Raw genomic sequence first — 12,234 nt, forward strand, 5'->3', positions numbered from 1 at the left:
GGAATACGCCGCGTGGCAACGAATTCCACGCGTGACCGAGATGCTTTCCGTTCAGCGACAGAGCGCGCCGAACAACAGGCACAGGTCCAGGTAGCGCCTACTCGAAAGGCGGGCCGGCTGGTTCACGCCGACGAAGGTAATTGACGGCGCAAGCATTTTCCAGCATTCCCACAGAGCGATCACCGGCTCAGCGACCGCCAGGCAGCGGTTCGGCGAACGCCCAGTGCTCCACGAGCTGTCCGTCGCGCACCCGGACCATGTCGAGCCCGTGGATCTCGAAGCGTTCGCCGGTCGGTGGCTGACCGAAGAAATCCCCGGTGTGCGTCCCACGGATGGTGTAGCGGTTGGCCACCCATTCACCGTTCTCCACGCTGTGCTCGGTGACCACCTCCATGTCCGGGCACCCCGCGCGCATCGCCTCCCACTTCCGCCGCCAGTCGTCCCGGCCGGCCCGCACGCCCTGGTCGAGCGACTCGGGCGCGATGAAACGCAGGCTCGTGTCCAGGTCGTCGCTGTCCCGGGCCGCGATGATCGCCCTGGCCACCGCCGCCGGCCGTAGCACCTCGGTCATCGTCTCTCCTTCCATAATCGGGGACTTGTCCCCGTTTCCTCCGGCCAAGATACGGGGACAGCTCCCCGATTGACAAGTAGACTGGCGCAATGGCTTCCCGACCGGTGCGCCGCGCCGACGCGCAACGCAACTACGACCGCCTGCTGGCCGCCGCGGAGACCGTGCTCGACGCCGACGGGGCCGGCGCCTCGCTCGACGACATCGCCAAGGCCGCCGGGGTCGGCAACGCCACCCTGTACCGGCACTTCCCGACGCGGGGGAAACTGATCGAGGCCATCTACGACCAACGGATCCGGCTGCTGTGCGAGGCGGCGGAAAACCGGGTCACGGCACGGGATCCCGGCAAGGCACTGATCGACTGGCTGCGGGAGGTCGTCGTCCACCTCACCGAAAGCCGGGTACTGGCCGAGGCGTTCATGGCCGCCCAGCCGGGCCCGCCCGGCGTCGAGCCGCCACAGATCGCGGCCTGGCACAAGGCCGTCGACAACGCCGCCGCACCCCTGCTGGCCGCGGCGCAAGCCGACGGCGCTATCCGGCCCGGCCTGGACGCGACCGATCTGATGGCGCTCACCACCGCCGTCGCCCGCGCCGGGAGCCCGGAGCAGGCGGACGCCTTCCTCGATCTCCTGCTGGAGGGAATCACGCCACGCCAAGGAAACTGAGCGCGACGCGCCTTATCCCGGGCCGCGGCGGAAGCCCCGCATCGCGACTTCGATCAGACGGTCCGCCTGTGTGCCGCCGACCTGCTCGCGCGTCCACGCGGCGGCGTTGGTCACCGCGAGGACGTCGGCCGCGGTGACGTCCGGTTCGAGTAGCCGCGCCGCACGTGCTTCGCTCACCAGGCGTTCGGTGATCACGGCCATCCGCGCGCAGTCGTCGTGCAACTCCGACGCCGCGTCATCCAGCCCGGCGGCGAGGAACCCGGCCAGGCCCCGGTAGGCCGCGGCATGTGCCGTGACCGCGCGGACCCATGTCGCGATTTCCTTTCCTGGCAACGAATCCCCGAGTTCGAACAGCGCGTCGTGGCGCGCGCGCAACAGCGCGGCGACAAGTGCGGCCCGGCTTGGAAAGTGCGCGTAGAGCGTGCCGGCCGCCACGGCTGCCCGCCGGGCGATCTGCCCGAGGGAGGCTTCGACGCCGTACTCTCCGAACCCCGCATCCGCCGCTTCGAGCAACAGCTCCCGGTTACGCCGCGCATCGGCGCGCATCCGCCGGGCCGCCATCATTTCCTCCTTGCCAAGTCGAGGTGCCCTCATTAGCTTAACTTGAGATCCCCTCAACTTCTACCGTGAGGACATGTCCGATGCTTCTCGTGACGGGTGCCACCGGTTCGATCGGCCGCCATCTGGTGCGGCGCCTGAGCGCCGACGGGGTGCCGTTCCGGGCGCTGGTCCGACGGCCCTGGCAGGGACACGAGCTCGGATGTCCTTTCGTGGTCGGGGATTTCGACGAACCCCGGTCACTGGAGCGCGCGTTCGAAGGAGTCGGCACACTGTTCCTCAACGGCCCCGGCGCGGTGCCTGCCGAAGGCGAGCAGCCGATGATCCGCCGACAGCTCGCCGCCATCGAAGCGGCGCGTCGCGCCGGCGTCACGCGGATCGTGAAGGTTTCGGTGTGGCGGGCGCGCGAGGGCGGCAAACTCGCCGAGGGGGCGCACTGGATCATCGAGGAGGCGCTGAAGAAGTCGGGTATCGGCTGGGCGATCCTCCAGCCGAGCGGGTTAATGCAGAACTTCCTGACGGGCACGGGCTCGTTCACCGAGGACGGCGATCTCCTCGGCGCGTACGGCAGCGCCCGGGTGTCCTATGTAGACTGTTATGACATCGCGGCCTGCGCGGCCGTGTCACTGGCCGGCGACGCCGTCGGCAGCTATGTGGTCACCGGACCGGAAGCACTGGACCACAACGAGATCGCGGCGAAACTGTCGGTCGCGCTCGGCCGGCCGGTGCGGTACGTCGATCTCCCGCCCGACGCGTTCGCCGCGAAACTGACCGCCCAGGGTCTCCCGTCCGGTTTCGCCGAGGACGTGGCCGCCCTTTACGCCGAAGTCGCCCAGGGGGTCCTCGCCGGGACGACCACCACGGTCGAAGAGCTGACCGGCCGGAAAGCCCGCACCTTCGACCGGTTCCTCGCGGACCAGCGTTCGTGAGCGGCGATCGGCCGCGGTGGGTGCGTCGCAGCCCGTTCTTCAGTGGCGACGCAGGTCGTTCATCGCCGCGAGGCCCGCGTTGAGCTGTTTCCTCGTCTCCGGGCCGGTGCCCGTGTCGAGCTCCCGCCGGCCCCGGCGCTCGCGGACGCCGGCCGGGGCCGCCACCGGATCGGTCACCTCGGCCGATCCAGCGACTCGCCGGGGTTCACGTGATGGCACCATCGATCTTGAGCTGGGCCAGCTCGGCGTCGGAAAGCCCGAGCTCTCGCAGCAGTTCCTCGGTGTGCTCGGCGAACTGCGGCGCACGGCGCAGCTGTACCGGCGTCTCGTCGAACTGCACCGGATTGGCCACCAGCTCGCGGTCCCGGCCGTCGGCATCGACGACCGGGGCGATCATCCCGACGGCGCGCAGGGCCGGATCCTGGCCGATCTCCCAGGCATTCTGCACCGCCGACCACTGACCTTCCCCGCCGTCGAGCAGCTCGGTCCATTCGGCGAACGTCCGGGCCCCGATGATCCCGGCGACGATCTCGCCCGCTTCGGCCGCGTTGGCCATCAGCTTCTCGGTGGTGTCGAACCGTTCGTCCGCCGCCAGCTCCTCGTGGCCCGCGATCCGGACGAACTCCGCCCAGTACCGGCCCGGCTGCAGCATGCACAGCTCGAGCCAGCGATCGTCCGACGTGCGGTAGGAGCCCACGAGTGGGTTCGTCGCGGAACCGTGCTTCGGCGGTTCCGGCAGCGGCGGCGGGCCACCGGCCAGCAGCGCGAGGTTCACCGAGAACTGCGTGGCCCACGCCCCGACACCGAGCAGCGACACATCGACAACCGAGGGTTCGCCGGTGGCCTTGCGCGAGTACAGCGCGGCCGCGATGCCACCGGCGATGGTCATCCCGCCGATCGAATCGCCATAGGCCCCCGAAGGCATCTTCATCATCCGTTCCGAACCCGGCGGCGTGACTCCGGCGGCACTTCCGCCGCGCGCCCAGAACGCCGTGCTGTCGTACCCACCTTTGTCCGCGTCCGGGCCACGGGAACCGAATCCCGAACCGCGAACGTAGATGATGTCCGGGTTGATCGCACGCACGTCCTCGAGCTCGATGCCCAGTTTCCGGCGAGCGCCCGGCAGGAAGTTCGTCAGGAACACGTCGCTGGACCGGATCAGCTCCTCGAGCACCTTGCGGGCGCCGGGCTTTTCCAGCGCCAGCCCGATACTGCGTTTGCCGCGGTTGGGCCCCTCCATGATGGGAAAGAAAGAGGAGCCTTTACTCGCGGCATCGAGGCCGAGCAGGCGCACGAGCGCGCGTTGCGCGTCACCGCGCTCCGCGTGCTCCACCTTGATGACGTCGGCACCCCAGTCCGCCAGCACCGCGCCCGCCGCGGGCACGAACGTGAACTGGGCGACTTCCAGGATCCGTACGCCCTCCATCGGTCGCTGCATTGCGCCCGTCTCCTCGCTGTCGCGAAAATTGGATAAACTGAATCCTAGGTCGTGCCAGGCCCACCGCGGAAGATCCACGTGTCCGCGAACAGGACAGGACGGAGTCAGTGAACCCTTCCGCACCAACGGGGAGCTCCTATCCGGCCCTGTCCGACCTCCTCGACCTGGTGCCGTCGGGCGCCGGCACGTTCACCGCGGTGAGCCCGCCCGGGGGTGCGACCGGACGCCTCTTCGGCGGGCAACTCGTCGCGCAGGCGCTGCGGGCCGCGGGTCTCACCGCTCCGCGCGGCGCGCACCCGTACCAGCTGCACGCGCAGTTCCTCCGCGCCGGACGTCCGTACGAGCCGCTCACCCTGCACACGTGGAGCCCGCGCGACGGGCGGGCCTTCGCCAACCGCCAGGTCACGGTGGAACAGCACGGAAAACCCGTACTGGCGCTGCTGGCTTCGTTCCACACCGGCGAGCCGGGTGACGATCTGCAGCCCTCCTACGACGCCGGGCCGCACCCGGACTCGCTGCCGCCCTGGCCCTCGCCGCTGGACAACGGCGCGGCGATGAGCGCGTTCGAGCTTCGGCCTGCCTGCCCACCGAAAGCCGGTGGGCGCCCGGCATTGCACCCGCTCTGGCTGCGGGCGAAGGAACCACTTCCCGGGGATGCCCTCGTGCACGCGTGCGCGCAGGCCTTCGCGAGTGACTTCGGGCTGGCCCTGAGCGCCCGCTGGGAACGGCCGGACCCGGACGCGTTCACCACGGTGAGCCTGGATCATTCCGTCTGGTTCCACCGGCCGGCGCCCGCGACCCGCTGGTTGCTGCTGTCCACCAAGACCATGTCGGTGGCGAACGGGCGCTGCCTCGTGCACGGCTGCCTGCACACCACCCGCGGCGAACTGGTGGCCACCATCGCGCAGGTCGCGTTGCTCCGGCGCGCCGGAACAGCCGACGATCGGTCCACAATGGACTGAGCGGGTGCTGGTGTGTCCGCGGCGGACCGCCCTAGGATCCGGACCATGACGACAGCGATGACAGTCGGGTTCGTCGGCGCCGGGCAGACCGGAGCGCCGATGGCGGAACGGATCCTGGCCGCCGGGCACCGCCTTCGCCTCTATGCCCGCAGGCCTGAGGTCCGCGACCGCTTCGCCGGGCTTGGCGCGGAAACAGTGGACTCGGTCGCAAGCGCCGCGGCGGGCGCGGAGGTGGTGGTGACGAGCCTGTTCGACGACGAGCAGCTGCTCGAAGTCGGCACCGAGCTCGTCGCGCACCAGGCCGAAGGGACGGTCCTCGTCTCCCACACCACCGGCACTCCCGGCACGATCGATCAGCTCGCCGGGCTCGCCGGGCCGCGTGGCGTCGCCGTTCTCGATGCGCCGTTCAGCGGGACCGCGGACGTCATCCGCGAGGGCGGGCTGACCGTCTACCTGAGCGGCTCGGGCACCGCGGCCGAACGCGCCACCGTGGTGCTGAAAGCCTACGCGGGCAAGGTGTTGCGCACGGGCGGGCGCGGCTCGGCCCTGCGGATGAAGCTGCTGAACAACCTGCTGTTCGCGGCGATCGCCCAGCTCACCCTCACCGGCGCCGAAGCGGGCCGCGCCATGGGAGTGGACGAGTCCGCCTTCTTCGAGGCGCTCGCGGTCAGCAGCGGCGGCAGCACCGCGGCGGCCCACGTCGGGAAAGCCGGTGGCGCGCAAGCGTTCGCCGCGGCGGTGGCGCATTTCCTGCGCAAGGACGTGGCCGCCTGCCGGGCCGTGGCCGCGGAACTGGGTGTCGAGCTCGGCCCGCTGCTGCGCGCCGCGAGCGACGGGCCGATCAGCGTGGCCACGGACTGAACCGCCCGCCGCGCCGGGCTCAATGGTGCGCCGAAACCGCGCCACCGGTCGCAGGCTGCCTGCCGTGCCGCATGAACGAGGTCATCACCAGAGCCACCACGCCCGCGGCCGCAAGAATGAGGAACACAGCGGTGTAGCCGTGCGAAGCGTAGACCGGTTCCTTCCCGCCCTCGAGCACATTGGCCGCGAGCACCGCGGCGATGACGACCGGCATCGCCGAGCCGCCGAACGCGGAGGTGAAGGCCTGCATACCGGTGCTCACCCCGGTCACGCGCGAGGGCACGGCCTCGATCACCAGGTTCGGTCCCGACGCGTAGTAGAACCCGGAGGAAATGCCCATGATCAGGCCGAACACGACGAAATGCCACAACTCGCTGTGCCACAAGGCCGTCAGCACCGCCGCGACGATGCCGCTCAGGCAGCACAACAACATCACGAACCGCGGCGAGGTGCGTTTCGTCAGGTAACCGCCGAGCGGGCCGCAGGCCATGCTCAGGATCCCGTTGGCCAGTGTCACGACGCCGACTTCGGTGGCGGACAGGCCGAAGCCGTAGTCGATTCCGGGATGCGCGTGGGTTTCCAGGAGCTGCGGGACGACGTAGCCCCACGCGGTCGACATCACGCCGGCGAACAGCGAAACCAGCAGCGTGGTGCGCAGCGCGTGACCGCCGAGCAGTCTCATGTCGATCATCGGCTGCTTGATCCGGTACTCGGCGAAGCCGAACGCGACCAGCAAGGCCACACCGAGTACCAATGACAACAGCACGGTCGTCGACGTCCAGCCGGCGGTGGACGCGTCGCTGATGCCGAACAGGATCAGGCCCGCCCCGACGGTGAACATCGCCGAGCCCAGGAAGTCCACCCGCTGCCGCGGCCCGCTTTTCCTCGCCTGCCGTATCTCGGGGATGACGAAGTACACGATCGGCGCCACGACGGCCATGTAGATGGCGCAGAACCAGAAGATCGCCCGGTAGGTCCCGAAACCGGACAGCAGCCCGCCCGCGATGAACGGGGCGACGATCGCGGAAACCCCGATATTGGTGGAAACCAGCCCGACCGAGATCGGCACCATCCGCCTGGGCAGGTAGTCGCGGAAGAACGAGTAGATGACGCCGGGCAGCGCGACAGCGGCGGCCTGCAGGATCCGCGCGACCAGCATCAGCTGGAAGTTGCCCGCGACGGCGCCGAGCACCGACCCGGCGATGTAGAGCACGGCGACGGTCAGCAGCAGCCGTTTCCGCCCGAACACGTCGGCGAGCTTGCCGATCAGGGGCTGCATGGCCCCGGCGACGAGCAGGGTGACCGTGATGATCCACGGCAGCTGGGCCGACGTGAACGCCGGGTACATGTACGGCAGGGCCGAGTACAGCAGGATCGCGCCGTGGACCGTGGTTTCGGCCATCAGCAGCACGACGACGATCAGCAGGACGTAATATCCGGTCGAGCGCCGCGGCCCGCCGATGGCCGGTGCGCCGGGATCTTCGGTCGGCAGTGGGGTGGCCGGGGCTTCGCTCACGATGCCTCCTGAATCAGGGTGCCCGTGGCGAACGCACCGGGCACCGCGTCGGGAAAGACGGAGAAGGTCCAACAGGTCACTGAATCCGCGTCCATGCACACTGAAGCAAACCGCGAATCCGGCCGTCCGGACCTCCGCGGTGAGGTGACGCCTGCGCCCCAAAGTGCGCAGTGATCAGCATAACCAGGGCCGGGCCGGCGGAGCAACGACCGTTTCAGCAGATCGGCGGCTGCCGACAGGAATCCACCAGGCCGGAGAACAGGTTACTGAATATTGCCCGGAGGGTGCGTGCGCTGCTACTTTCGCGTGGTGAGCACGATCGCGGAACTCGCCCCGTTCGGACCCGCCGACGACACCTACCACGAGTTCTCGGACGATCCGTACGAGCTGGAAACCACGTGGTGGTCGCTCAACGTCCCCGAGCGAGGGCTGGGCGCGTGGCTGCACGCCGGTTACCACGGCAACCAGGGCGAGGTCACCTGGCGCGTCTTCGCCTGGGATCCCTCGGGCACCGACCCCGGGCGCCTCGCCTACTACAAGCACGCCCCGGCCGTGCCGATGCCGGATGCACCCGACCTGCGGGACATCACGTTCCCCGGCGGTGGTTTCTCGGTGAAGATGCTGCGGCCGCTGATGGACTACCACGTGGCCTACGCCGACCGGGACGCCGGCTTCGCGATCGAGTTCGAGCACCACGGCGTGCACCCGCCGCGGCGGTTCACCCCCGGCGAACCGCCGATGCTGCACAACCCGCACCTCGACCAGCTGGGCCACCTCACCGGCGAGCTGACGCTCCGCGGTGAGCGGATACCGATCGACTGCTATTCGGTCCGTGACCGGACGTGGGGACCACGCGGCGGCCCGCATTCGCGGAGCCGGAAGCCCGCGTACCTTCGTGGCGAGCACAAAGTGCGCGAGCCCGGCGGTCCGCGCTGGCGCGAAATCGAGCGCGAACGCGGGCGCGGGCGAATTCAGTACATCTTCGGGCACGCCGGCGGACAGACCGGTTTTCTGGGTTTCGTCCGCCCGCAGGACGGCGACGCGCGCGGCTGGTCTCCGCTCAACGTAGGCTGGCTGTTGAAGGACGGACAATTCCAGCGCCTCGACCCGGCACGGAGCCGGATGCGCGACTTCCGTGACCCGGCCACCGGCTGGAGCGCCCACATGCAGGTCGAACTGACCGACACCGCGGGCCGCTCGATGGAGGCCGAAGGGTTCGCCGTGAGCCACATGTGCGAGCACGGGGCCGGTTCGAACGCGTTGATGCGCTGGGAGTACGACGGGAAGATCGGCTGGGGCGAGGACCAGGACGGCTGGCGCCTCGACCACTTCCGGAAGATGCTCGCCGCCCTGCGCGCCACCGCCCGCTCTTGACCACCGTCCGACCTTGGGAGTGAACGAAAATGACCGATGCCGTGATCGTCAGTGCGAGCCGGACGCCGATCGGGACCGCCTACAAGGGAACCCTGACCGAGACCAGCGCGCTCGAACTGGCCGACGTCGTGGTGGCCGAGACCGTGCGCCGTTCGGGCCTGCCGCCGGAGCGGTTCGACGACGTCGTCCTCGGCGAATCGATGTGGGGCGGCGGCGACATCGCCCGGCACGCCGCCATCACGGCGGGCATGGTGGACGTCCCGGGTGTGGCTGTGAACCGGCACTGCGCCTCCGGCCTCACGTCCGTGTCGATCGCGGCCGCGAACATCCGGGCCGGGATGGACGAAGTCGTGCTCGCGGGTGGCGTGCAGTCCTCTTCGACCGCGCCGAGGATGCGGGCGCGCGTGCTCGGCACCGAGGACGAGTGGACCGAGCCGTGGATGAGCCCGAGCCACCCCGGCACGGCCGAAGCGCCGAGCGACGACATGTCGATCACCGTCGGCTGGAACGCCGCGAAGATCGCCGGTGTGACGCGGGAGGAAATGGACGCCTGGGCGCTGCGTTCGCACCAGCGCGCGGTCGCCGCGATCGACAACGGCCTCTTCACCGAGGAAATCGTGCCGGTGAAGGCACGGCGCAGGGACGGCTCGCTGACCGACTTCGCGGTCGACGAACATCCGCGCCGCGGATCGACGCTGGAGAAACTGGCGTCGCTCAAGCCATTGCACCCGGAGATCGACGGTTTTTCCATCACAGCGGGCAATTCCAGCGGGATCAACGACGCCGCCGCCGCGCTCGCCCTGGCGAGCGACACGGTGGTGGCCGCCGAGGGGCTGACCCCGCTGGCGATCGTGCGCGGCTGGGCTTCGGTCGGCGTCGACCCGGTGCGGACCGGGCTGGCCCCGGTCGACGCGGTGCGCAAAGCCCTGCGGCGTTCCGGTGTGCGCCAGGACGAGATCGCGCTCTGGGAGATCAACGAAGCGTTCGCGTCCGTGTGTGTCGCGACCACCCGAATCCTGGGCATCGACGAGGAAAACGTGAACACCAGCGGCAGTGGCTGCAGCCTCGGCCACCCCGTCGCGGCCTCCGGCGCCCGGATGCTGACCACCCTGGTTCATGAACTGCGCCGGCGTGGTGGCGGCTACGGTGTCGCCGCCATGTGCGCCGGCGGCGGACAGGCCGGCGCGGTCGTCGTCGAGGTGCTCAAGCCCTGACGCAGGTGAGTACCGCCGCACGAACGGCGCGGCGGTACTCACCGCAGTGGCGGCCACGTCCGGTGCCGCAACGCCCCGGAGGCCGACCGCATCAGGAAGTCGTCGCGCATGACCTGGTTCCACAGTAGACGGACCAAGCGCTCCACCGGGACCACCGGGGCCGCGCGGGCGAGCGCCTCCCGCCCTTCGGCCACTGTCGCGGGACGCGTGCCGAGTTCCGCCGCCAGCTCGCCGAGCTCGTCGGCACTGACGGCTCGCCCGGCCGCGTCCACCTCCCGGAGATACCGCAGAACCCTTGCCACGCCTTTGGTCCACTGCTTCGCGAGCGGGTCGTCGATCCGCGGGGTGATGGTGCGCAACATGTCGAGCGCGGTGTCGTAAAGGTGGTGCCATGGCTCGGGCGGGGCGGGCTCGGGCTCGGCAGGGCGCCGCAGGCCGAGGCCCAGCACGACGTCCAGCGCTTCCAGCCACAGCCGGCGGTGCAGCTGGGTGTAGAGGATGCGGTTCCCCGCGTCGTGCGGCGGTCCGGGCTCCTCGGGACCGCCGGATCGGAGCGTGGCCATCGTGGTCTCGGCGAAAACCCGGTAGTACCAGACCCGGTCCACGTCCAGCTGGTGCCCGGACAGCTCGGTGTATTCGGCGATCCGGTCGGGAAGATGGGTGAACGTGTCCTGCACGGTTCGCAGCGACAGCCACGCGATGTCGTCCATCGGGTCGCCCCAGTGCGCGAGTTCCCAGTCCACGACCGCGGTCACCTGCCCGTCGCGGTACAGGAAGTTGCCCGGACCGGTGTCGCCCTGCACCAGCACCACGGGGCCGTCGTAGTCCGGGACGTTGTGTTCGAGCCAGTCGGTGCTCAGCCGCACGAGCGGGTCGAGCGTGCCGTCCGGGCGGCGCGCCCGTTCCCGGATCGCCTCGATCCGCTCCAGCGCGTGCTCGCGCGCCGGCCGGACGGGCCCGAGGCCGGGTATCCGCAGCCGCGCCGGGTCCAGCCGGTGCACGTAGGCCAGCTGCCGGACGAAGTCCTGCGCCACCCGCAGTTGTTCGTCCTGGTCCTCGATCCGGGCGAACCAGGTGCCGCCGTCGATCCGGTCCTGCAGCACGGCCTCCCTGGACGGATGCGCGGCATGGATCTTCGGCACCCTGGCGCCCGCTTCGCTCAGCGCGCGGACCACCTGCGCCTCGGTGCCGAGCCGGTGGAACGCCGGGCTCTCCGGCCGCGGGCTGTAGCGCAGGAACAGCTCCCGGACCGCTCCGCCAGGTCCGCGGAAGTCGACGAACCAGCCCTGCCGGATGCCGCCGCCGGGGATGCGCTCCGCCGCGGCCAGTGGCAGCCCGGTGGTCTCCTCCAGCCAGCCGACGATTTCCCCGGGCAGCCGCAACGCCTCGCCGTCCACATCAGCTCCCCACTCGTAAGAGTCTGCTCTTTATAAAACAAGGCACCTGTATGCTGCGGATACCTTGCATGCTAGCTCAAACAGTGCACTCAGCCGAGACCCGTTACCGGAGGAGCTCATGACCGTTCGCGGACTCGAACCCGGCCGCCGTGTGGCGCTGCTGATCAACGAATGCCAGAACGCCATGGTCAACGGCGAGCACAGCGACAACGACGGGCTGGTCGGCGAAATCACCGGGCGGAACGTGCTCGCGAACATCGGCGCGCTGGCCGGCGCGTGCCGCGCGGCGGGCGCGCTGGTGGTGCACTCGACGATCGTGCTGCGGCCCGACGGGGTGGGCACCACCTCCTCGTGTCTGCTGCTGGGTGCCCTGCGCAAGCGGGGAAACTGCGTCGAGGGGCACCAAGGCGCCGAAATCCACCCCGATCTCACCCCGCGCCCGGAGGACTACGTGTCGAGGCGGATCCACGGGCTGACGCCGTTCCACGGCACGGAGCTGGAACCCGTGCTGCGGGAGCGCGGCGTGCGTTCGGTGATCGTCACCGGGGTCTCGACCAACGTCGGCGTGCCCGGCACCTGCCTCGAGCTGCTCAACCGCGGGCTGACGGCCGTCGTGCCGGAGAACGCGATCGCCGGCAGCAGCCGCGAGATCCACGACTTCCAGGTGGCGAACATCCTGCCGCTCATCGCGACCGTCACGACCACGGCGGACGTACTGGACGCCTTGGCGGCCGCTTCGCAGTACGCCTGAG

The 12,234-nt window shown here is 69.9% G+C and carries 13 protein-coding genes; 7 read left to right on the forward strand and 6 right to left on the reverse strand.

The genetic code is table 11. From position 1 onward, the window contains the following. Positions 1 to 187 precede the first annotated feature (187 nt). A complete protein-coding gene (locus VHD82_RS25615) occupies positions 188 to 571 on the reverse strand; it encodes an ester cyclase (RefSeq protein WP_325709045.1) in 384 nt (127 codons plus the stop codon). Between the two features lie 89 nt (positions 572 to 660). Here VHD82_RS25615 and VHD82_RS25620 point away from each other — a divergent pair, with 89 nt between their 5' ends. Then, a complete protein-coding gene (locus tag VHD82_RS25620) occupies positions 661 to 1,233 on the forward strand; it encodes a TetR/AcrR family transcriptional regulator (RefSeq protein ID WP_325709048.1) in 573 nt (190 codons plus the stop codon). Between the two features lie 12 nt (positions 1,234 to 1,245). Here VHD82_RS25620 and VHD82_RS25625 read toward each other — a convergent pair whose 3' ends face one another. Beyond that, on the reverse strand, positions 1,246 to 1,797 hold the full coding sequence (locus tag VHD82_RS25625; RefSeq protein WP_325709051.1) for a helix-turn-helix domain-containing protein: 552 nt from the start codon (positions 1,795 to 1,797) through the stop codon (positions 1,246 to 1,248). A gap of 77 nt (positions 1,798 to 1,874) precedes the next feature. Here VHD82_RS25625 and VHD82_RS25630 point away from each other — a divergent pair, with 77 nt between their 5' ends. Further along, positions 1,875 to 2,720: an SDR family oxidoreductase gene (locus VHD82_RS25630; RefSeq protein ID WP_325709056.1), complete on the forward strand. Its 846-nt coding sequence runs from the start codon at positions 1,875 to 1,877 to the stop codon at positions 2,718 to 2,720. 39 nt (positions 2,721 to 2,759) lie between these two features. Here VHD82_RS25630 and VHD82_RS25635 read toward each other — a convergent pair whose 3' ends face one another. Together VHD82_RS25635 and VHD82_RS25640 are read right to left on the reverse strand one after the other, a co-directional pair. Next, the gene (locus VHD82_RS25635) at positions 2,760 to 2,897 is read right to left on the reverse strand and encodes a hypothetical protein (protein ID WP_325709059.1); all 138 of its coding nucleotides are present in this window, start codon (positions 2,895 to 2,897) and stop codon (positions 2,760 to 2,762) included. 28 nt (positions 2,898 to 2,925) lie between these two features. Continuing rightward, positions 2,926 to 4,158, reverse strand: a complete 1,233-nt coding sequence (locus VHD82_RS25640) for a CoA transferase (protein ID WP_325709062.1) — start codon at positions 4,156 to 4,158, stop codon at positions 2,926 to 2,928. A 107-nt stretch (positions 4,159 to 4,265) separates the two neighbouring features. On the opposite strand from VHD82_RS25640, the gene VHD82_RS25645 reads away from it, so the two are divergent. Together VHD82_RS25645 and VHD82_RS25650 are read left to right on the forward strand one after the other, a co-directional pair. Beyond that, positions 4,266 to 5,120 (forward strand): acyl-CoA thioesterase, encoded by an 855-nt coding sequence (locus VHD82_RS25645; protein ID WP_325709065.1) that lies wholly within the window; start codon positions 4,266 to 4,268, stop codon positions 5,118 to 5,120. Between the two features lie 45 nt (positions 5,121 to 5,165). Further along, positions 5,166 to 5,981 carry an NAD(P)-dependent oxidoreductase gene (locus tag VHD82_RS25650; protein ID WP_325709068.1) on the forward strand — a complete coding sequence of 272 codons (816 nt, stop codon included), beginning with the start codon at positions 5,166 to 5,168 and terminating at the stop codon, positions 5,979 to 5,981. A 19-nt stretch (positions 5,982 to 6,000) separates the two neighbouring features. Here the strand turns inward: VHD82_RS25650 and VHD82_RS25655 are convergent, their stop codons facing one another. Beyond that, complete coding sequence (locus tag VHD82_RS25655; RefSeq protein ID WP_325709071.1) at positions 6,001 to 7,497, reverse strand: MFS transporter; 1,497 nt, start codon at positions 7,495 to 7,497, stop codon at positions 6,001 to 6,003. Between the two features lie 309 nt (positions 7,498 to 7,806). On the opposite strand from VHD82_RS25655, the gene VHD82_RS25660 reads away from it, so the two are divergent. Further along, positions 7,807 to 8,871, forward strand: a complete 1,065-nt coding sequence (locus VHD82_RS25660; RefSeq protein ID WP_325709074.1) for a DUF7065 domain-containing protein — start codon at positions 7,807 to 7,809, stop codon at positions 8,869 to 8,871. A 29-nt stretch (positions 8,872 to 8,900) separates the two neighbouring features. Then, entirely contained in the window at positions 8,901 to 10,085 is a 1,185-nt protein-coding gene (locus VHD82_RS25665) for a thiolase family protein (protein ID WP_325709078.1), read from the forward strand. 38 nt (positions 10,086 to 10,123) lie between these two features. On the opposite strand, the gene VHD82_RS25670 is transcribed toward VHD82_RS25665, so the two are convergent. After that, the gene (locus tag VHD82_RS25670) at positions 10,124 to 11,482 is read right to left on the reverse strand and encodes a phosphotransferase family protein (RefSeq protein WP_325709081.1); all 1,359 of its coding nucleotides are present in this window, start codon (positions 11,480 to 11,482) and stop codon (positions 10,124 to 10,126) included. A 118-nt stretch (positions 11,483 to 11,600) separates the two neighbouring features. Between VHD82_RS25670 and VHD82_RS25675 the strand changes: the two genes are divergently transcribed. Then, entirely contained in the window at positions 11,601 to 12,233 is a 633-nt protein-coding gene (locus VHD82_RS25675) for a cysteine hydrolase (protein ID WP_325709084.1), read from the forward strand. Position 12,234 lies beyond the last annotated feature (1 nt).

The organism is Amycolatopsis sp., from assembly GCF_035546795.1.
Lineage (GTDB): Bacteria > Actinomycetota > Actinomycetes > Mycobacteriales > Pseudonocardiaceae > Amycolatopsis_E.

Coding starts and splice junctions, on each gene's coding strand:
- VHD82_RS25615 (WP_325709045.1), bottom strand. CDS start 571: ATGACCGAGGTGCTACGGCCGGCGGCGGTGGCCAGGGCGATCATCGCG.
- VHD82_RS25675 (WP_325709084.1), top strand. CDS start 11,601: ATGACCGTTCGCGGACTCGAACCCGGCCGCCGTGTGGCGCTGCTGATC.
- VHD82_RS25665 (WP_325709078.1), top strand. CDS start 8,901: ATGACCGATGCCGTGATCGTCAGTGCGAGCCGGACGCCGATCGGGACC.
- VHD82_RS25625 (WP_325709051.1), bottom strand. CDS start 1,797: ATGATGGCGGCCCGGCGGATGCGCGCCGATGCGCGGCGTAACCGGGAG.
- VHD82_RS25640 (WP_325709062.1), bottom strand. CDS start 4,158: ATGCAGCGACCGATGGAGGGCGTACGGATCCTGGAAGTCGCCCAGTTC.
- VHD82_RS25650 (WP_325709068.1), top strand. CDS start 5,166: ATGACGACAGCGATGACAGTCGGGTTCGTCGGCGCCGGGCAGACCGGA.
- VHD82_RS25630 (WP_325709056.1), top strand. CDS start 1,875: ATGCTTCTCGTGACGGGTGCCACCGGTTCGATCGGCCGCCATCTGGTG.
- VHD82_RS25620 (WP_325709048.1), top strand. CDS start 661: ATGGCTTCCCGACCGGTGCGCCGCGCCGACGCGCAACGCAACTACGAC.